The following is a 19,694-nucleotide window of genomic DNA, read 5'->3' as shown; positions in this document are numbered from 1 at the left end:
GTATGAAAATCGTCTGAATCAGAGGAGCGCGCATGCCGACCCTGACACCCTCACGTACGTTCCGCGCCCGTGCGGGCGCCACAGTCGTCCTCACGGCCCTCGCCGCGGCGGGCGCGTCGTGGGTGGCGGCGCCGACCGCGTCGGCCCAGGCGAACGGCGACATCAGGATCCACAGCGAGGGCATGCCCTACGGCACTCCGGATGACGAAGCGGTGGTCTGCAGGTTCTACCTCGACGCCGTCAACTTCGACACTCTCCCCTCGGTCGAGTACACCATCACGCCGCAGCCCCCGCTGCCCAGCGCCGCCACCGTCACCGGCACCATCCAGCTGGCAGGGGGTGCCGGTCACACCGATTTGCTGGGGCTGGCGGACGGGCAGTACATGATCACCTGGACCGTGGACGTCACCAACACCAAGAGAAAGCTCTTCCGCGTCAAGTGCGGCGACAAGCGCGAGGGCAGGCACGGTCCGGACGGGCGCATCGAGGACCACGGGCACAACGACGAGGGATGGGGACGCGGCGACCACGGTCCGCGGGGAGGCGTGCACGCGGGCGGCGGCGGTCTCATCGACACCGCGGCCGCCTACGCACCGGTCGCGGGCGCGGCGGTGGTGGGCCTGACAGCCGTCGGCGGCGCCGTGTACGTCCGGAGGAACCGCCGGCAGCCCGATGGTGCCGCGTAGGCGCAGACGCAGGCCCTGGTACCGGACCCGCGCCTACCGCCTCACCAGGACGGCGGTGCTCACGGTCGTCCTGGTGACGGTGGTGGTCCGGTGCGAGGGACACGGCGATGCGATCGCACCGGCCGGACCCGACGGCCCGGACACCGTGGCCGCCGGCCGGGCCCACTCCGCCGAGCCCACACCCCCGCCCCGCCCCCTGCCGCGATCCCGGCCGACGTCGGTCCGCATCAAGTCGCTGGGCATCGACGCCCCGATCATCGGCATCGGGCTCACCAGGGAGGGGGAGCTGGAGACCCCGCCGGTCGACGACCCGAAGATCATCGGCTGGTACCGGGGCGGCCCCACGCCCGGAGAGCCGGGCGTCGCGATCGCCGTCGGCCACCGCGACACCAGGATCGGCCCCGCCGTTTTCGCCGGGCTCGCCTCGGTGAAGCGCGGCAAGCAGATCGAGGCACGGCGCGCGGACGGCCGTACCGCCGTCTACACCGTGGACCGGGTGAAGGTCTTCGACAAGGCGAACTTCCCCGACAAGGAGGTCTACGGTCCCACCCGGCGCCCGGAACTGCGCGTGATCACCTGCGGCGGCCTCTTCGACCGGCGGACGGGATACACCAGCAACGTGGTCGTCTTCGCCCACCTGACCGCGACAAAGTGACCGATGTCTTCCCCACCACGGGTACATTCCGTTAACTTCCGTGACGCACAGGCCCCGTACGACCCGCACGGGGTCTTCGACACACGGAGCAGCGGCGCTCCGGAGGCCCCCGGGGGCAGCAGCCATGACACGCGCCATCTCCCTGCACGACGTGAGCAAGTCCTACACGCGAGGCGTTCGCGTCGTGAACCGGCTCTCGCTGGACATCGAACCCGGCGAGTTCCTCGTCCTCCTCGGGCCCTCCGGCTGCGGCAAGTCCACGGTGCTCAGAATGATCGCCGGCCTGGAGGAGATCGACGAGGGCGAACTGCTGCTGGACGGGGAGCACGCCAACGACCTGCTGCCCGCCGCACGGCACATGGCCATGGTCTTCCAGAACTTCGCCCTCTACCCGAGCATGACCAGCCGCGACAACATCGGCTTCCCGCTGCGCATCGAGTCGCCCGGCGCGGACCCGGCCCCACGGGTGGACGCCACCGCCCGCATGCTCGGCATCGAGGACCTCCTCGACCGCTTCCCCGCCCAGCTGTCCGGCGGCGAACGCCAGCGCGTCGCCATGGGCCGGGCCATCGCCCGCCACCCCACCGCGTTCCTGATGGACGAGCCGCTGTCCAACCTCGACGCCAAGCTCCGCAACCACCTGCGCGCCGAAATCTCCGGGCTCACCCGGAAGTTGGGCGTCACCACGGTGTACGTCACCCACGACCAGGCCGAGGCGATGTCGCTCGGCGACCGGGTGGCCGTCCTGCGCGGCGGCGTCCTCCAGCAGGTCGGCACCCCGCGCTCGGTGTACGCGCTGCCCCGCAACGTCTTCGTCGCCGCCTTCATCGGCACCCCCCGCATCAACCTCCTGCGCGGCGTCGTCCGCGCCCCGCTCGACGGCGCGATGACCATCAGCCTCGGCAAGCAGTACCTCCGCCTGCCCGAACCCCTGTCCCTGGACCACCAGTTGCTGCGCGTACAGCAGGGCCGCGAGGTCATCGTGGGCCTGCGCTCGGAGGCGGTCCGCATCGCCGAGCGCTCCGCCGCCCGTCCCGGCGAGGTGCACATCACGGGTCTGGTCGAGCATGTGGAGTTCCAGGGGCACGAGATCCTCGTCCACTTCAACGCCGGCTCCCGCCCGGCCCTCGTGCCCGATCTGGAGGCCCCGCGCCCCGTCGCCCGGGCCCGGCGCCGCCGCCGTGACCCCGGGACGGTGCTGCACCGGCTCCGCAGCCGCGCGGGCGCCCTGCGTGCCGGGCCGGTCGTGACGCTGGAACATCCGGCCGACACCACACCCGACCCCGCCCCGCCCGAGGGCCGCCTCCCCGGCGACCTCATCGTCCGCACCACGCCCGACCTCGAACTCCGGCACGGCATGCAGGTCCCGCTCCTCGTCGACCTCGCCCACCTGTTCGTCTTCGACCAGCACGGCGAGCGTATTTGCCCGGCCCCGGCGAGGCTGCCGGACCTGGACGACGGCGCTCCGCTGGGAGGTCTGTGAGGGGGTGCCGCGACGGGTCGTGTTTCGGGTGCGGCGCCGTTGTGGTTGGTCGCGCCCGCGCGGCGGAGCCGCGTATCGACACCGCCCCCGCGCCTCTATAGGGCGCTGCCCAGCCGTACGTGCTTCTGGTCTCATGGGTGGCGTCTGGCGCGCAAAAACTAACGCCGCTAGTTTGTGAACCGGACGACGACAGCCGGACGCCCGCCCGGGAGGCAGCACCATGAAGGCACACGACGGCATGTACATCGACGGCGCTTGGCGCCCCGCCGCCGGCCAGGATGTGATCGAGGTGGTGAATCCGGCCGACGGACGGGTGATCGCCGAGGTCCCGGCCGGCACCGCCCTCGACATCGACACGGCCGTACGGGCCGCCCGCGCCGCCCTGCCGGGATGGGCCGCGACCCCGCCCGCCGAGCGGGCCGCTCGCCTGGCCGCCCTCCGGGACGCCCTGGAGGCCCGCAAGGACGAGATCGCCGAGACGGTCACCGCCGAACTCGGCTCGCCGCTGAAGTTCTCGCAGGCGGTCCACGCGGGCGTGCCCATCGCGGTCGCGGGCTCGTACGCCGAGCTGGCCGCGACGTACGCCTTCGAGGAGAAGGTCGGCAACTCGACCGTGTACCACGAGCCCATCGGCGTGGTCGGCGCCATCACGCCCTGGAACTACCCGCTCCACCAGATCGTCGCCAAGGTCGCCCCGGCGTTGGCCGCCGGCTGCACGGTCGTCCTGAAGCCGGCCGAGGACACCCCGCTCGTGGCCCAGCTCTTCGCCGGGGCGGTGCACGAAGCGGGCGTCCCGGCAGGCGTGTTCAACCTGGTCACCGGCCTCGGCCCGGTCGCCGGCCAGGCGCTCGCCGAGCATCCGGGCGTGGACCTGATCTCCTTCACCGGTTCCACGGCGGTCGGCCGCCGGATCGGCGCGGTGGCCGGCGCGGCCATCAAGAAGGTCGCCCTGGAGCTCGGCGGCAAGTCCGCCAACGTCATCCTGCCGAGCGCCGACCTGGCCAAGGCGGTCAACGTCGGCGTCGCCAACGTCATGTCCAACTCCGGGCAGACGTGCAGCGCCTGGACGCGGATGCTGGTGCCCCGGGACCAGTACGACGAGGCCGTGGAGCTGGCCGGGGCCGCCGCCGCGAAGTACGGCGAGCGCATCGGCCCGGTGGTGAGCGCCAGGCAGCAGGAACGGGTGCGCGGCTACATCGAGAAGGGCGTGGCCGAGGGGGCGCGACTCGTCGCGGGCGGCCCGGAAGCGCCGCGCGAGCAGGGCTACTTCGTCAGTCCGACCGTCTTCGCCGACGTGACGCCCGAGATGACCATCGCCCAGGAGGAGATCTTCGGCCCGGTCCTGGTGATGCTGCGGTACGAGGACGAAGAGGACGCCCTGCGGATCGCCAACGGCACGGTCTACGGCCTCGCGGGCGCCGTCTGGGCGGGGGACGAGGCCGAGGCGGTGGCCTTCGCCCGACGTATGGACACCGGGCAGGTCGACATCAACGGCGGCCGCTTCAACCCGCTCGCCCCCTTCGGCGGTTACAAGCAGTCGGGCGTCGGACGCGAACTCGGCGCGCACGGCCTGACCGAGTACCTCCAGACCAAGTCCCTCCAGTTCTGAGGCCCGTTCAGGGTTTCCCCGGTCCCCAGGTCCCCAGGTTCCAAGGGAGTCGCTCCTCATGGCCGTCCGTGCCGCTGTCCTGCCCGCCGTCGGTGCCCCGCTGGAGGTCACCGAGATCGACCTGCCCGACCCCGGCCCCGGCCAGGTCTGCGTCCGCCTCGCCGCCGCCGGCGTCTGCCACTCCGACCTGTCCCTGTCCAACGGCACCATGCGCGTCCCGGTCCCCGCGGTGCTGGGCCACGAGGGCGCGGGCACGGTGGTGGCCGTGGGGGAGGGCGTCACGCATGTCGCGCCGGGCGACGGCGTGGTCCTCAACTGGGCGCCGTCCTGCGGGAGTTGTCACGCCTGCGGCCTCGGCGAGGTCTGGCTGTGCGCCAACGCGCTGAACGGCGCCGCCGACGTGTACGCCCGTACCGTGGCAGGCGCCGACCTCCACCCCGGCCTGAACGTCGCCGCCTTCGCCGAGGAGACGGTCGTCCCGTCGGGCTGCCTGCTGCCGCTCCCGGACGGCGTCCCGCTCACCGACGCCGCTCTGCTGGGCTGCGCCGTCCTCACCGGTTACGGCGCCGTGCACCACTCCGCGCGGGTGCAGCCGGGGGAGACGGTCGCCGTGTTCGGCGTCGGCGGCGTGGGGCTGGCCGCCCTCCAGGCGGCCCGGATCGCGGGCGCGGCGAAGATCGTCGCGGTCGACGTCTCCCCGGAGAAGGAGGAGCTGGCCCGTGCGGCGGGAGCCACCGACTACGTGATCGCGTCCGAGAACACCGCCCGCGAGATCCGGGGCCGCACGGACAGGCAGGGCGTGGACGTGGCCGTTGAGTGCGTGGGCCGCGCGACCACGATCCGCACGGCCTGGGACTCCACCCGCCGCGGCGGCCGCACCACGGTCGTCGGCATCGGCGGCAAGGACCAGCAGGTCACCTTCAACGCCCTGGAGATCTTCCACTGGGGCCGGACCCTCTCCGGCTGCGTCTACGGCAACTCCGACCCGGCGCGGGATCTGCCGGTACTGGCCGAGCACGTGCGGGCGGGGCGTCTGGACCTGGGCGCGCTGGTGACGGAGCGGATCGGCCTGGAGGGGATTCCGGCGGCGTTCGAGAACATGCTGGCGGGCAAGGGCGGCAGGGCGCTGGTGGTGTTCTGAGGCCCGTGGTTGCCCGGAGTGCTCAGGTGCTCCGGGCAACCTTCGCGCACACCCGTTGACCGCATACCGTCCAGTCAGTATGTTCCCGGGAACGTCCCCACAGCACCCACCGGAGTGTGCACGCATGGACACGTCCCCTTCCGCTCCCCCCGCTCCCAGCTCGACTGCGACGCCCTCGGTCAACCGCCGCCGGGTCGCCACCGCCGCAGCCCTCGCCTCGGCCGTCGAGTGGTACGACTACTTCGTCTTCGGCATCGCCGCCGCCCTGGTCCTCGGCGACCTGTACTTCCCGGCCGGCAGCCCCACCGCCGGAGTCCTCGCCTCCTTCGCCACCTTCGCCGTCGGCTTCCTGGCCCGCCCGCTCGGCGGCATCGTCGCCGGGCAGCTCGGCGACAAGCGCGGCCGCAAGCCGATGCTCGTCCTCGCGCTCACCCTCATGGGCCTCGCCACCACCGGCATCGGCCTGCTCCCGACGTACGACACGATCGGCGTCGCCGCCCCGATCCTGCTGGTCGCCTTCCGCGTGATGCAGGGCATCGCCGTCGGCGCCCAGTGGGGCGGCGCGATGCTGATGGCCACCGAGTACGCCCCCGAGGGCAAGCGCGGCATCTACGGCAGCTTCGTCCAGCTCGGCGTCCCCATCGGCGTGGTGACCGCCAACACGGTCTTCCTGCTGGCCGGGGCGTCCATGTCCGACTCCGCGTTCGCGGCCTGGGGCTGGCGCGTGCCGTTCCTGGTCGGCCTGCTCGTCCTCGTGCTCGCCTGGTACATCCACACGCGCGTCGAGGAGACCCCCGAGTTCCGGGAGGCGGAGAAGAAGCTGGCGGAGCAGGAGAAGGCCGAGCAGTCCTCTCCGCTGCGCACGATCCTGAAGAGCCACCTCGGCACGGTGCTCCTCGCCGGCGGCTCCTTCGCCGTGAACACCGCGACCTTCTACATCATCATCACCGGCGTGCTCGACTACACGACCCGCGAACTCGGCATGAAGAAGAGCGCCGTCCTCATGGTCTCGCTCTGCATCAGCCTCACCCAGCTGGTGCTGATCCCGGCCGCCGCCGCGCTCTCCGACAAGATCGGCCGCATCCGCATCTACGCCATCGGCGCGGCCGGCATCGCCCTGTGGGCCGTCCCGCTGTTCCTGCTGATCGACACCGGCTCGCTGCTGTGGCTGGCGGTCGGCACGTTCGTCGCCAGTTGCTTCCTCAGCATCATGTACGGCCCCCAGGCGGCCCTGTTCGCCGAGCTGTTCACGCCGGAGATGCGCTACACGGGTGCCTCCCTCGGCTACCAGATCGCGGCCGTGCTCGGCGGCGGCCTCGCCCCGTTCGTCATGGTGCTGCTGCTGGAGGCCACCGGCACCTCGATGGCGGTGTCCGGCTACATCATCGGCCTCTCGGTGATCGCCCTGCTGTCCATCAAGGTCCTTGCGGACAGGGCGCGCTCACGCTGATTCCCGGGCCTGCTCGGGTCGTGGCGAGGCCGCCACGACCCGAGCGGACCGCGCCCGGGACCGCGACACGGCGACCCCCGCCAGACACAGCGCCCCGCCCGCCAGCGTGAGCAGCCCCGGCACCTCGCCCAGCGCCAGCCACGACATCAGCACGACCAGCGCGGGCACCGCGTAAGTGGTCGCGCCCATGCGGCTCGCGGTCGTACGGGCCAGGGCGTACGCCCACGTCGTGAAGGCGAGGGCCAGCGAGAAGACGCCCAGGTAGACCATGTTGAGCGTGGCGGAGAGGGGCGCTTCGGCCGCGTCATTGATCAGCTGCCCGGTGAAGGGCAGGCACAGGACCGCGCCGACCAGGCACCCGTACGTCGTCACCTGGAGCGCGCTCGCATGGCCGAGCGCCGGCTTCTGCGCCACGACCCCGCCCGCGTAACCGACCGCGGCGAGCAGGCACAGCACCACCCCGAGCACCGAGGAACCGCCCCCGCCCGACATCGACAGCCCCACGGTCACCGCACCGGCGAACGACACCGCCATCCCGGCCAGCAGCCGCGGCGGCATCGGGTCCCCGAGCAGCCGGGCACCCAGCAGCGCGATGAGGATGGGTCCGATGTTCACGACGAGAGCCGCCGTACCGGCGTCGACCTGCTGCTCGCCCCAGTTCAGGACGACGCTGTAGAAGCCGAACCACAGCAGCCCCGATATCGCGATCCCGGGCCAGGCCGCCCGCGGGGGCAGCCCCTCCCGCCGGACGAGGCAGATGCCGCCCAGCACCAGGGCGCCGACGAGCAGTCTCCCCAGCGCGAGCGCGCCGGGCGAGTACTCGGAGCCCGCGCTGCGGATCGAGACGAAGGCGGAGGCCCAGAGAACGACGGTGACGGTGGCGGCAGCGGTGGCGACCAGCTCGGTGCGGCGGGCGGGGGAGGCGTTCATCATGCTCCAGAGGCTAGGAGGGGAGTGGGGCCGAGGGCTCGCGGATTTCGGACCGGGTATTGCAGCGCCCTAAGGGGCGCGGGGCTGTGTCGATCTGCGGCTCCGCCGCGTGGGCGCGACCAGCCCCCACGCACCCGCACCCGGCACACACCAACAGGCCCCGCCCCCTTGGCCGCAGCGCTCACCGCAGTGCCCCGTGCTCGATGCCGAGCAGCTCCCGAAGTGCCCGCTCCCCCGACGCGGTCACCTTCACCGCTCGCTCCGAACCGATCCGCACGCACCACCCGGCCTCCAGCGCATGGCCGCACAGGGCCGCACCTGCGACCCCCGCCAGATGCGGTCGGCGTTCGGTCCAGTCGAGGCACGCGCGGGCGAGCGGGCGGCGGCCCGTGCGGTCGAGACGGATTCCGGCGGAGTCGAACCAGCCGAGACCGGCGTCGGTGAGTGCGCACCCGGTGTCCTGACGCAACAGCCCGCGCGCGGTCAGAGCATCCGTGATCGCGATGCCCAGCCGCCCCGCGAGATGGTCGTAGCAGGTGCGCCCCCGCGCCATGGCGGACCCGGCGCTGGACTCCCGCAGGTTCCGCGGCCGTACCGCCACATCCGGCGACACCTGCGCGGCCAGGTCCTCCACCAGCTGGGCGACCCGCGTGTCGGCCAGCCGTACGTACCGGTGCCGGCCCTGCCGCTCCTCGGCCAGCAGCCCGCCCGCGACCAGCTTGCTCAGATGCTCGCTGAGCGTCGACGCGGCGACCCCGGCGTGCCGTGCCAGCTCACCGGCGGTCCAGGCCCGTCCGCCGAGCAGCGCCAGCAGACAGGCGGCCCGGGTCTCGTCGGCTATCAGGCCAGCGAGCCGGGCCAGCCGGGGCGCCTGAGGATCCCTGGTGGTCATGGCTCCCAGCATGCGGCACGGACACTTCGGCGTACGCCGAAATATGGCTAGCCGGCTCGCCCGACCTGGTCGTACTGCCGGGCCAGCCCGTCCAGCAGCGCTGTGAGGCCCGTCTCGAAGGCCCGCTCGTCGATCTTCTCCTGCTGTTCGGCGAGGAGGTGCGCCTGTCCGAGGTGGGGATAGTCGGCGGGGTCGTAGGCGCTCGCGTCGTCCACGAAGCCCCCGGCGAACGAGCCGAGCGCCGAGCCCATGATGAAGTACCGCATCAGCGCGCCGATGGACGTGGCCTGCGCCGGCGGCCACCCGGCCTCGACCATCGCGCCGTAGACGGCGTCCGCGAGCCGCAGCGCGGCCGGGCGGCGGCCGGGGCCGCGGGCCAGGACGGGAACGATGTTGGGGTGGTCGCGCAGGGCGGCCCGGTAGGAGACGGCCCAGTCGTGCAGCGCGGTCCGCCAGTCCCGGCCGTCCTCGAACATCGACAGATCGACCTGGGCGCTCACCGAGTCGGCGACCGCCTCCAGGATCTCGTCCTTCGTGCGGAAGTGGTTGTAGAGGGAGGGCCCGCTCACGCCCAGCTCGGCGGCGAGCCGGCGCGTGGAGACGGCCGACAGGCCCTCCGCGTCCACGAGTTCACGTGCCGTCTCGACGATCCGGTCGTAGCTGAGGAGGGGCTTGCGCGGTCGGGCCATGGCGCACATAGTAGGGCTGCCAGCTGGAAACTAGCAGTGCTAATTTAAATGTACGGCTTTCAATGTACGGCCGTCGACGTTCGTTCTCTGTGGGGTGACTCGGCATGAACCTGGAGCTCAGCGAGGAGCAGACCGCCGTCCGGCAGCTCGCCCGGGACTTCGTGGACCGCGAGATCGCCCCGCATGTCGTCGCATGGGACCGGGCCGAGGAAGTGGACCGTTCCATCGTCAAGAAGCTCGGCGAGGTCGGCTTCCTGGGGCTGACGATCGACGAGGAGTACGGCGGCTCGGGCGGCGACCATCTGGCGTACTGCCTGGTCACGGAGGAGCTGGGGCGCGGGGACTCGTCCGTGCGCGGCATCGTCTCCGTCTCCCTCGGCCTGGTCGCCAAGACCGTCGCCGTCTGGGGGAGCGAGGAGCAGAGGCGCCGCTGGCTGCCGGGGCTCACCTCCGGCGAGTACGTCGGCTGCTTCGGCCTCACCGAACCGGGCACCGGCTCCGACGCGGGCAACCTCGCCACCCGGGCGGTCCGGGACGGCGACGACTATGTCATCAACGGCACGAAGATGTTCATCACGAACGGCACCTGGGCCGACGTCGTCCTGCTCTTCGCCCGCTCCACGGACGAGCCCGGCCACAAGGGCGTCTCGGCCTTCCTGGTCCCCCCCGACACCCCCGGTCTGACCCGCCGCACCATCCACGGCAAGCTCGGCCTGCGCGGCCAGGCCACCGCCGAGCTGGTGCTTCAGGACGTGCGGGTGCCCGCGACGGCCCTGCTCGGGGAGGAGGGCAAGGGCTTCTCGGTCGCGATGTCGGCCCTGGCGAAGGGCCGGATGTCGGTGGCCGCGGGCTGCGTGGGCATAGCGCAGGCCGCGCTGGACGCGGCCGTCCGCTACGCGGGGGAGCGCGAGCAGTTCGGCAAGTCCATCGCCCATCACCAGCTGGTCCAGGAGCTGATCAGCGACATCGCCGTCGACGTGGACGCGGCCCGGCTGCTGACCTGGCGGGTCGCCGACCTGATCGACCGCGGGCTGCCTTTCGCCGTCGAGTCCTCCAAGGCCAAGCTCTTCGCCTCCGAGGCCGCCGTCCGCGCCGCCAACAACGCCCTCCAGGTCTTCGGCGGTTACGGCTACATCGACGAGTACCCGGCGGGCAAGCTGCTGCGCGACGCCCGCGTGATGACCCTCTACGAGGGCACGAGCCAGATCCAGAAGCTGGTCATCGGGCGGGCGCTGACCGGGGTTTCGGCGTTCTGAGTTCTGAGTACCTGGCTGAGTACTTCAGCGGATGTGTCCGGCGCCACAACGGCCGACCCTGTTGCCCATGAGTGACACACCGGTCAAGCGGCAGAGTACGGCGGCGTTCTACGGGCAGGCCGTGGCCTCCTTCGCGGTCGCCATGGCCGCCACGGGCGTCGGTATCTACCAGCTGAACGCCGACGCCTGGGTGCGCGGCTTCCTGGCGATCGCGGTTCTGTACCTGGTGACCTCGGCGTTCACCCTCGCGAAGGTGATCCGGGACCGGCAGGAGGCCGGGCAGATCGTGAGCCGGGTGGACCAGGCGCGACTGGAGAAACTCCTCGCTGAGCACGACCCCTTCGAGAAGATCTGAGGCCGAAAAGCTCCGGCCCTTCGAAAAGCTCCGAACGGCCGCGCTAAGCGCCCGCTCACCTTCAGCGGTATGGTGGTTCCTCTGTCAGCGAGAGGGGCGAATCAGCGATGAGTACGGCGGAGGAGACGGCCGGCGGCGAGACGTCGGCGTGGGGTGAGGTCACGCCCGACGCGGCCCGGCGGCTGCTGATCGCCGCTGTGGAGGCCTTCGCCGAGCGCGGCTACCACGCCACCACGACCCGTGACATCGCGGGCCGCGCCGGCATGAGCCCGGCCGCGCTCTACATCCACTACAAGACCAAGGAAGAGCTGCTCCACCGCATCAGCAGGATCGGCCACGAAAAGGCGCTCGAGATCCTGCAGAGGGCGGCGCGCCGCGAGGGTACGGCGGCCGAGCGGCTCGCCGACGCCGTCAGCTCCTTCGTCCGCTGGCACGCCGGGGGGCGCACCACCGCGCGGGTCGTGCAGTACGAACTGGACTCGCTCGGCCCGGACGCCCGCGCCGAGATCCTCGCGCTGCGCCGGCAGTGCGACGCCGAGGTGCGCGGGATCATCGAGGACGGTGTGGCGGCCGGGGAATTCGACGTACTGGACGTGAAGGGCACGACCCTCGCCGTCCTCTCGCTCTGCATCGACGTGGCCCGCTGGTTCAGTGTCGACGGTCCCTGGACGCCCGACGAGGTCGGCGCGCTGTACGCCGACCTCGTGCTGCGGATGGTTGGGGTCAAGTAGCCGCCGGGGCCCTCAGGCTGAGCAGCGGGTCAGACGTAGAAGCGGGCCACCGACTCGGCCACGCAGACCGGCTTGTCCCCGCCGTCGCGCTCCACGGTGTAGGCGACGGTCAGCTGGGCGCCGCCCTGCACGTCCTCGACGTTGCTGATCTTCCCGGTTGCGCGCAACCGCGAGCCGACCGGCACGGGGGAGGGGAAGCGGACCTTGTTGGTGCCGTAGTTGACGCCCATCTTCACGCCCTCGACCTTGATCAGCTGGGGTCCGAAGAGGGGCAGCAGCGACAGGGTCAGGTACCCATGCGCGATGGTCGTCCCGAAGGGCCCGGCGGCCGCCTTCTCCGGGTCGACGTGGATCCACTGATGGTCGCCGGTGGCCTCGGCGAACAGGTCGATCCGCTTCTGGTCGATCTCCAGCCAGTCGGTGTACCCCAGCTGCTCGCCCACCGCCGCCTTCAGGTCGTCGACGGACGTGAAGATCCTCGGCTCTGCCATGTTCCCGGCCTCTCGCGTCGCGGTCCCGCAATGTCTAAGCGACTGCTTAGCATGGTCGGACGCGAGGCCTATGTCAACGGAACGGGCGTACGACGCGGTCGGTAGGCTCGGAGGAGTGCCCCAGATCCCCGAGAAGATCCACGAGCTGACCGTCGGCCAACTGTCGGCGCGCAGCGGCGCCGCCGTCTCCGCCCTGCACTTCTACGAGTCCAAGGGTCTGATCAGCAGCCGCCGCACCTCCGGCAACCAGCGCCGCTACACCCGTGACACCCTCCGCCGGGTCGCCTTCGTCCGGGCCGCCCAACGCGTCGGCATCCCGCTGGCCACGATCCGCGATGCCCTCGCCGAACTTCCCGAGGAACGCACCCCCACCCACGAGGACTGGGCGCGTCTGTCGGAGGCCTGGCGCTCGGAACTCGACGAACGCATCAAGCAACTCAACCGCCTCCGCGACCACTTGACCGACTGCATCGGCTGCGGCTGCCTGTCCCTGGACACGTGTGTCCTCTCCAACCCGGACGACGTGTTCGGTGAACGGCTTACGGGGTCGCGGCTGATGGTGGAGCAAGGGGGAGGGCGAGGGAAGGCGAACCTGGGGAGGAGCGGGACGCGGGAGCGGGGGCAGGAGCAGGAAACCGAGGAGTGCTGCTAGTGCGCTGCGCTGGCTTGGGCCGGGTTGGTCGCCTAGGAGCTCGGGGCCTCGGGTTCGGTGGCGGCTGCGGGTCGTGCGTGGCTGGTCGCGCAGTTCCCCGCGCCCCTTGAGGGCGTTTCAGCGCCGCCGGCTGGTCAGCTGAGCCACCCAGCTTGCGGGCAGTCGTGCCGCTGGCGCGGGACGGGTGGGCGCGGGCGGCACCCGGCCGGCGCCGGCGAGCGTCCCAACCCCCGCGCCGGCCCCCACACAGCGCACCCACCGACCCGCGGCCCCGAGTCACTCGTACTCGGTCCCGCCCTTTCGTGTCAGATACGCCGGACTGACCGCCTTCGCGATCGCCCGTCCACCGGTCACCGCGCTGTACCGCTCACCGGCCGGCCGTATCACCACACCCTCCCGCAGATGCAGCTCCCGACCCGAGACGGTCTCCCGCCCGGTGGCGACCTCCAGCACCCGCTCGATGTCGTACGGCCCCTCGAACAGCCGTGGCGCCAAAGGCAGTTCCCCTCGCAGCACCTCCGCCGCGTCCAGCCACTCGACACGACCGTCGATGTCCGCGGACACGTCGAACACGGCGTACCCCAGCGTGTCCCGCCGTCCGTCCGCCCCGTACGTCAGGTCCTGCACCCCCGCCCCGAACACCTCACCGAAGATCCCGACACGCCGAGCCCCCAACCTCTCGGCCACCCGAGCCGCAACCTCGGCGACGCCATGCCCCCGAACAGCCCGCCAGTACAGATTGCGCGGGTCCTCCTTCAGCGCCAGCGACTTCGCGCCGAAGCCCTTGGAGGAGACGTACACCCGCTCCTCATCGGCGACATACGTCAGCAGGCAGGCCGACCCGTGCAGCTTCTCGGTCAGCACCACCGGCTCACCCGGCGCGAAGATGTCCGGGTACCGCTGGATGTTCTCGATGTCGACCCAGGGCAGCAGATCCGGCGCCGACTCCACGTCGCCGGACATCGTCGGCGGGATGGGCGGCACCCACTTGGTGATCCCGAGCACCTCGGCGAAGTCGGTGCCCTCCGCCGCCGCCCGCGCCAGATCGACGCCGGCCAGCGCCGTCGGCCGGCACACGATCCCCTGCGACAGCTCACCCCTCAGCCGCACCGCCTTGACCCGGTCGGCCTTGCTCCCCGCCAGCCGTCCGGTCAGCCCCAGCTCCTCGATCAGCTCGACCGGCAGCACGGACTGCTCGGGGATGTACACGGCGGCCTCGCCGGTGCGGTACGCGCCCTTGGCGACGACGGCCCGGTACAGACCCACCTGGGCCAGCTCCAGCGCATCGGCGTTCGGATGCTCGTGGACGGTCAGCACTTCGGCGGTGACGCGCAGCGTCGACATCGGGGACTCCTCGGTCTTCCTCAGGTGTGTTTCATCGCCCCCAACTGTCCGGACGGGAAAGTGCTGGAGCGACCGGATTAGCGGCTGGTATCGTCGCGATCTTCGGCCGGCGGCACGCCGCCGCGCACGGAGTCCTGACGGGACCAGCCCCATGTCCTCAGCCGCTCTTGACGCAGCCCTCGCCGACATCGACACCGTCTTCAGCGGTTTCACCAGCCCCACCGAGACCGGCTGCAGCTACTGCCACGCACCCGAGGAGACCGCGTATCTGCGCACGCCGGACGCGCCGATGCCCGTGGACGTGGTGCAGTACCACCTCTTCGAGGTGCCCGACCACTTCGACGACCACGCGGCCGTGATGCGGCGCCTGCTGCCGCAGGGCGCACGGGCGATGACCGACGGTTCCCTGGGCTCGATCGGGACGCTGGCCCATGGGCTGTCCCGGGTGGACTGGCGCGCGTGGCCCGCCGAGCAGGCCGCCGCGATCGAGGAGTTCCTGCACGCGTGGTGGCAGGACGCCCTCGCGACGCCCGAGCCGCCGTACGGCATCGACGACATCTTCGACACCTGCGTCACGATCGCCAGGTCGGTGACCCCCTTTCTGGAGGGGTGGGTCCCCGGCCCGGTCGCCGACGCACACCTCGCCCACTGCGCCGACGTCTGGCTCTACGACCTGCAGGCCGACTCCTCACCCTTTTCCTGGTGGTACGACGACACCGTGGACGCCGGCGTCACGGACCTGCGCGCCTGGCTCTGCGGCACCGGCGCCCAACGCCTCCACGCCGCGGGCGAGTACGACCTCGCGACCCGCGCCGAACTCCTCGCCCTTCCTCACGACGAGCGCTGGGCCCACCCGTACTGGACCAGCCCCTCCGCCACCAACTGAGCGTTCGACACGGCCCGTTCCCCGTCCGGCAGGACCAGCGTGTCCTCCAGGCCGATGCGCGTCGCCAGCCCCAGCCGCCCCGCCAGCCGCAGCACCGGCCACGCGCCCCCGTCCTCGCCGTGCAGCAGCACCGGGCGGCCGAACGCGGGCCCGAGGTCGGCCAGCAGCGCACGCGCGGACTCCTCGGCCGTCTCCGCCGACGCGTCCGTCACCTCCGCGAGCACGCGCAGCACCCTCGGACCCAGCGGCGAGGCGGCGAACCGCGCCGCCCCGTCCGTGGCCGACCAGATGCCCGCTTCCACACCCACGCCGAGCTCGACCAACGCCGCCGCCACCTCCTCGGCCCCCGGCTCATGCCAGTTGACCGAGGCGTGATCGGGGAGTGACGGCAGCCCGGCCCAGCTCCGTATGCGCTCCACTCGCGCTCCCGGATCCGGTTCCGCCCAGACACCCGTGGTCACCCCGACCGGCACCGGCACCCGGGCCCGTATCGCCTCGAGCACCGGCGCGAGCACGCGCGGCGACAGACTGTCCTGTCCGCAGGGAGTCTTGGGGTGGACATGGATGTCCGTGGCACCAGCGGCGACCGCAGCCGCGGCGGACTCGGCCATGGCCTCCGGCGAGACAGGCACCACCGCACCGTCGCCCGCCCCTCGGGGCCCGTTCAGACACACCTGGATCATGTCTCGATGCTGCCAGCCACCACTGACAACGGCAGACGGGATGACAACGGCAGACGGGAAGACGCCGATCCATGCGTCGGCAAGGGGGGTGCGGCATCCCCGGCGCACCCCCGTCGTACTAGGCGGACACGAGCAGTCGCCGTTCACGCCGCGACGCCGCGAGCGCTTCAGGCGTGAGAACCGGACGCGGCACCACGATTCCGCAGCCCGTGCAGACCGGACCCGAGGACGGTTCATGGGCCAGGTCGTACTTCCAGATCAGCCGCTCCCCGCCGCACACCGGGCACTCCGAGCCCGGTTCGCGCTCCAGCGCGGAGATCAGCCGGCGCAGCACCTCGGCCAGCGGTTCATGCGGGTGGACCCGGGGGTCGTCGCACCAGGCGACACCGAAGCCGCCCCAGGTCAGCCGGTGCCAGTCGTCCACACTGCCCGGCCTGCGCAGTCCGTCGTGCTTCTCCTTCTTGCGTCGCTCGGCGAACTCGACCTCATAGGCCAGCCAGACCGAACGCGCCTCTTCCAACTCGTCCAACGCGGCCACGAGCCGCGCCGGATCGGGGGACCGGTCCTCCGGACCGAATCCCGCCCGGGAGCACAAGTGGTCCCAGGTCGCCCTGTGCCCGTAAGGAGCGAACCGCTCAAGGCACTTACGCAGCGAGTAGCGCCGCAGCGCGAGATCGCACCGCGGGTCGCGCACCTGTCTCGCCAGACTCCGGAAACCGGCCATCGCCCTGCACCTCCGTCACACCTGCACCTGTACTTCGGTCACTTCGGCGTCGCCGCACGGACTTCGCGCGACGTTGACGAATAGACGTATCGACAAGCGATTCGGCTCCATCCGATTTCCGATGACCTCCATCGCGGGTCTTGGTGACTCCAAAAAGTGACGCATGTTCATCTTCAATCCCGGGGATACCGCCGGTAACATCCGGCACCACCCTCGTCGGTAGGAGCGGCCATGCCACGGCGAATCCCCCTCAACGCCCTTGACAGTCTGAGAACTCCCGGCAGATTCCACGGGTTCCTGAAGACCGCATCCGTATGCGCTCTGATTGCCGGTCTTTTGTCGCCATTTTCCCAAGCGGTGGCCGCGCCCGCGGCAGCAGCGGCCGAGGCCACGGCCGCCAACGACCACTGCGGGAACCAGTGTTCCGACATCCTGCCGCCGGGTCAGAACGGCAACGCCACACTCGCCCAGATCCTGCTCAACCAGGCCTTCGGCAGCATGCCCGAGCACGCCTCGGACCAGCTGGGCCCCTATGCCAACCTGGCCAAGGGCTACTCCGGTCTCACCAACGCGACGATCAACAACTTCTTCAACGACGCCTCGTTCGGCGTTCCGTCCGATCAAGTCGCCTCCACCGTGAAACCCGCCGGCCGCAGCGACGTGACGATCGTCCGGGACAAGAAGACCGGTGTGCCGCACATCACCGGTACCACCAGATACGGCACGGAGTTCGGCGCCGGCTATGCGGCCGCCCAGGACCGGCTGTGGCTGATGGACGTCTTCCGGCACGTCGGACGCGGTCGGCTGACGTCGTTCGCCGGTGGCGCGCCCTCCAACCAGGGTCTGGAGCAGCAGTTCTGGCGCAACGCGCCGTACACGGAAGCCGATCTTCAGGCGCAGATCGACAACGCAGTCGCCACCAACGGCGAACGCGGACAGCTTGCTCTCGCCGACGCCAAGGCCTACCTCGACGGCATCAACGCCTACATAGACGCCTCCGACAGCGGCCGCTACTTCCCCGGCGAGTACGTCCTGACCGGCCACAAGGACTCCGTCACCAACGCCGGCACCATCGAGCACTTCAAGATCACCGACCTGGTAGCGCTGGGCTCCGTCATCGGCGCCCTGTTCGGCTCAGGAGGCGGCGGCGAGGTCAACAACGCGATCTCGCTGCTGGCCGCCCAGGAGAAGTACGGCGTGGCCGAGGGCACCAAGCTCTGGGAGTCGTTCCGCGAGCGCAACGACCCCGAGGCGGTCGTCACCGTCCACGACAAGAGCTTCCCGTACGCGACCAAGCCCGCCGACCCGCAGGGCGAGGCCCTGCCCGACGCCGGCTCGGTGGCCGAGGAACAGCTCGTGTACGACCGTACGGGCAGCGCGTCCGGCTCCGCCGCGACCGGCGCCTCCACCACGGCCGCCGAGACGGCCATGACCTCGGCCAAGCGGGGCATGTCCAACGCCCTGGTGGTGAGCGGCGAGCACACCGCCAGCGGCCACCCGGTCGCCGTCTTCGGCCCGCAGACGGGCTACTTCGCACCGCAGCTCCTCCTGCTCCAGGAGATCCAGGGCCCGGGCATCAGCGCCCGCGGCGCCTCCTTCGCCGGCCTGAGCATGTACGTCGAGCTCGGCCGCGGCCAGGACTACTCGTGGAGCGCCACCACCTCCGGCCAGGACATCATCGACACCTACGCCGTCGAGCTGTGCCAGGACGACCACCACTACCTGTACCGCGGCACCTGCACGGCCATGGAGAAGGTCGAGCAGAAGAACGCCTGGAAGCCGACGACCGCCGACAGCACCCCTGAGGGCTCGTACACGATGCGGGTCTGGCGCACGAAGTACGGTCCCGTGACGCACCGCGCGACCGTCGGCGGCAAGAAGGTCGCCTACACCACCCTGCGCTCGTCCTACCTGCACGAGGCCGACTCCATCATCGGCTTCCAGATGCTGAACGACCCGGACTACGTCAAGGGCCCGGAGGACTTCCAGAAGGCGGTCCAGCACATCAACTACACCTTCAACTGGTTCTACGCCGACTCCGAGCACACCGCCTACTACAACAGCGGCGACAACCCGGTCCGGGCGACCGGCGTGGACGCGGAGTTCCCGGTGTGGGCGCAGCCGGCGTACGAGTGGCGCGGCTGGGACCCGGCGACGAACACCGCGCAGTACACCCCGCCGTCGGCCCACCCCAACTCCGTCGACCAGGACTACTACATCTCCTGGAACAACAAGCAGGCCAAGGACTACACGACCGCGCCCTGGGGCAACGGCTCGGTCCACCGCGGCAACCTCCTGGAGAACCGGGTGAAGAAGCTGGTCGCTGCGGGCGGCGTGACCCGGGCCTCGCTGGTGAAGGCCATGGCGGATGCGGGGCTGGCCGACCTGCGGGCGGAGGACGTTCTGCCGGACCTGCTGAAGGTCGTCAACAGCTCGGCGGTCACCGACTCCGCGGCCAAGGCGGCTGTCGACAAGCTGCAGGCGTGGGTGGCGGCGGGCGCCAAACGCACGGAGACCTCCGCCGGTTCGAAGACGTACGCCAACGCCGACGCGATCCGCATCCTCGACGCGTGGTGGCCGCTGCTGGTGAAGGCGGAGTTCGAACCGGGCCTCGGCAGCGAGCTGTACGCCGCGATGGCGAACAACCTGCCCATCGACGAGTCCCCGTCGGCGGCGCACGGCCCGACCGGTTCGCATGCCGGGAGCTCCTTCCAGTACGGCTGGTGGAGCTATGTCGACAAGGACATCCGGGCGGTGCTCGGTGAGTCGGTGCAGGGCCCGCTCGACCGGAAGTACTGCGGCGCGGGCAGCCTCAGCGCCTGCCGGGACACCCTGATCAGCACCTTGAAGGAGGCGGCCGGCAAGACCGCGGCCCAGGTGTACCCGGGGGACGACCAGTGCTCGGCGGGCGACCAGTGGTGCGCCGACTCGATCGTCCAGCGCACCCTGGGCGGCATCAAGCACGGCAAGATCAGCTGGCAGAACCGCCCGACGTATCAGCAGGTCGTGGAGTTCACGTCACATCGGTGACGGACCA

19 protein-coding genes are annotated in these 19,694 nt (G+C 71.1%); 12 read left to right on the top strand and 7 right to left on the bottom strand.

Annotated elements, in window-relative coordinates; translation table 11 throughout:
• Window positions 1-32: 32 nt before the first annotated feature.
• The 6 genes from ACQEV2_RS08390 (at window position 33) to ACQEV2_RS08365 (ending at window position 7,024) form a co-directional block, all read left to right on the top strand.
• On the top strand, window positions 33-686 hold the full coding sequence (locus ACQEV2_RS08390; protein ID WP_433038171.1) for a hypothetical protein: 654 nt from the start codon (window positions 33-35) through the stop codon (window positions 684-686).
• Window positions 673-1,341, top strand: coding sequence for a class F sortase (locus ACQEV2_RS08385; RefSeq protein WP_433038169.1), 669 nt, complete (start codon window positions 673-675; stop codon window positions 1,339-1,341). The genes ACQEV2_RS08390 and ACQEV2_RS08385 overlap by 14 nt, the downstream gene beginning before the upstream one ends.
• 124 nt (window positions 1,342-1,465) lie before the next feature.
• Window positions 1,466-2,824 (top strand): ABC transporter ATP-binding protein, encoded by a 1,359-nt coding sequence (locus tag ACQEV2_RS08380; protein ID WP_433038167.1) that lies wholly within the window; start codon window positions 1,466-1,468, stop codon window positions 2,822-2,824.
• Between the two features lie 220 nt (window positions 2,825-3,044).
• Window positions 3,045-4,433: an aldehyde dehydrogenase family protein gene (locus tag ACQEV2_RS08375; protein ID WP_433038165.1), complete on the top strand. Its 1,389-nt coding sequence runs from the start codon at window positions 3,045-3,047 to the stop codon at window positions 4,431-4,433.
• Window positions 4,434-4,491: 58 nt separating this feature from the next.
• Window positions 4,492-5,574 carry a Zn-dependent alcohol dehydrogenase gene (locus ACQEV2_RS08370; protein WP_433038163.1) on the top strand — a complete coding sequence of 361 codons (1,083 nt, stop codon included), beginning with the start codon at window positions 4,492-4,494 and terminating at the stop codon, window positions 5,572-5,574.
• 124 nt (window positions 5,575-5,698) lie between these two features.
• Entirely contained in the window at window positions 5,699-7,024 is a 1,326-nt protein-coding gene (locus ACQEV2_RS08365; RefSeq protein WP_433038161.1) for an MFS transporter, read from the top strand.
• On the opposite strand, the gene ACQEV2_RS08360 is transcribed toward ACQEV2_RS08365, so the two are convergent.
• The 3 genes from ACQEV2_RS08360 to ACQEV2_RS08350 form a co-directional block, all read right to left on the bottom strand.
• Window positions 7,016-7,957 (bottom strand): DMT family transporter, encoded by a 942-nt coding sequence (locus tag ACQEV2_RS08360; protein WP_433038159.1) that lies wholly within the window; start codon window positions 7,955-7,957, stop codon window positions 7,016-7,018. The two genes, ACQEV2_RS08365 and ACQEV2_RS08360, sit on opposite strands and share 9 nt — an antisense overlap.
• 178 nt (window positions 7,958-8,135) lie before the next feature.
• Complete coding sequence (locus ACQEV2_RS08355; RefSeq protein ID WP_433038157.1) at window positions 8,136-8,846, bottom strand: ArsR/SmtB family transcription factor; 711 nt, start codon at window positions 8,844-8,846, stop codon at window positions 8,136-8,138.
• 47 nt (window positions 8,847-8,893) lie between these two features.
• Window positions 8,894-9,535 carry a TetR/AcrR family transcriptional regulator gene (locus ACQEV2_RS08350; RefSeq protein ID WP_433038155.1) on the bottom strand — a complete coding sequence of 214 codons (642 nt, stop codon included), beginning with the start codon at window positions 9,533-9,535 and terminating at the stop codon, window positions 8,894-8,896.
• Window positions 9,536-9,639: 104 nt separating this feature from the next.
• Here ACQEV2_RS08350 and ACQEV2_RS08345 point away from each other — a divergent pair, with 104 nt between their 5' ends.
• From ACQEV2_RS08345 to ACQEV2_RS08335, 3 genes are all read left to right on the top strand, one after another.
• Window positions 9,640-10,791, top strand: coding sequence for an acyl-CoA dehydrogenase family protein (locus ACQEV2_RS08345; RefSeq protein WP_433038152.1), 1,152 nt, complete (start codon window positions 9,640-9,642; stop codon window positions 10,789-10,791).
• 67 nt (window positions 10,792-10,858) lie between these two features.
• Window positions 10,859-11,146, top strand: a complete 288-nt coding sequence (locus tag ACQEV2_RS08340; RefSeq protein ID WP_433038150.1) for a YiaA/YiaB family inner membrane protein — start codon at window positions 10,859-10,861, stop codon at window positions 11,144-11,146.
• Between the two features lie 107 nt (window positions 11,147-11,253).
• Window positions 11,254-11,877 (top strand): TetR/AcrR family transcriptional regulator, encoded by a 624-nt coding sequence (locus tag ACQEV2_RS08335; protein WP_433038148.1) that lies wholly within the window; start codon window positions 11,254-11,256, stop codon window positions 11,875-11,877.
• Window positions 11,878-11,906: 29 nt separating this feature from the next.
• Here ACQEV2_RS08335 and ACQEV2_RS08330 read toward each other — a convergent pair whose 3' ends face one another.
• Window positions 11,907-12,368 carry a MaoC family dehydratase gene (locus ACQEV2_RS08330; protein WP_433038146.1) on the bottom strand — a complete coding sequence of 154 codons (462 nt, stop codon included), beginning with the start codon at window positions 12,366-12,368 and terminating at the stop codon, window positions 11,907-11,909.
• Between the two features lie 115 nt (window positions 12,369-12,483).
• On the opposite strand from ACQEV2_RS08330, the gene soxR reads away from it, so the two are divergent.
• The gene (gene soxR, locus ACQEV2_RS08325; protein WP_433038144.1) at window positions 12,484-13,020 is read left to right on the top strand and encodes a redox-sensitive transcriptional activator SoxR; all 537 of its coding nucleotides are present in this window, start codon (window positions 12,484-12,486) and stop codon (window positions 13,018-13,020) included.
• A gap of 276 nt (window positions 13,021-13,296) precedes the next feature.
• Here soxR and ACQEV2_RS08320 read toward each other — a convergent pair whose 3' ends face one another.
• Window positions 13,297-14,364 (bottom strand): RNA ligase (ATP), encoded by a 1,068-nt coding sequence (locus ACQEV2_RS08320; protein WP_433038142.1) that lies wholly within the window; start codon window positions 14,362-14,364, stop codon window positions 13,297-13,299.
• 151 nt (window positions 14,365-14,515) lie between these two features.
• Here ACQEV2_RS08320 and ACQEV2_RS08315 point away from each other — a divergent pair, with 151 nt between their 5' ends.
• Window positions 14,516-15,250: a hypothetical protein gene (locus tag ACQEV2_RS08315; protein ID WP_433038140.1), complete on the top strand. Its 735-nt coding sequence runs from the start codon at window positions 14,516-14,518 to the stop codon at window positions 15,248-15,250.
• Here the strand turns inward: ACQEV2_RS08315 and ACQEV2_RS08310 are convergent.
• Window positions 15,196-15,933: a 3-keto-5-aminohexanoate cleavage protein gene (locus ACQEV2_RS08310; RefSeq protein WP_433038138.1), complete on the bottom strand. Its 738-nt coding sequence runs from the start codon at window positions 15,931-15,933 to the stop codon at window positions 15,196-15,198. The two genes, ACQEV2_RS08315 and ACQEV2_RS08310, sit on opposite strands and share 55 nt — an antisense overlap.
• 118 nt (window positions 15,934-16,051) lie before the next feature.
• The gene (locus tag ACQEV2_RS08305) at window positions 16,052-16,657 is read right to left on the bottom strand and encodes a hypothetical protein (protein WP_433038136.1); all 606 of its coding nucleotides are present in this window, start codon (window positions 16,655-16,657) and stop codon (window positions 16,052-16,054) included.
• A gap of 231 nt (window positions 16,658-16,888) precedes the next feature.
• Here ACQEV2_RS08305 and ACQEV2_RS08300 point away from each other — a divergent pair, with 231 nt between their 5' ends.
• Entirely contained in the window at window positions 16,889-19,687 is a 2,799-nt protein-coding gene (locus tag ACQEV2_RS08300; protein WP_433038134.1) for a penicillin acylase family protein, read from the top strand.
• Window positions 19,688-19,694 lie beyond the last annotated feature (7 nt).

The sequence above is a fragment of the Streptomyces sp. CA-251387 genome (genome assembly GCF_050936625.1).
Classification (GTDB): domain Bacteria; phylum Actinomycetota; class Actinomycetes; order Streptomycetales; family Streptomycetaceae; genus Streptomyces.
This window is presented reverse-complemented; position numbering and strand designations above follow the sequence as displayed.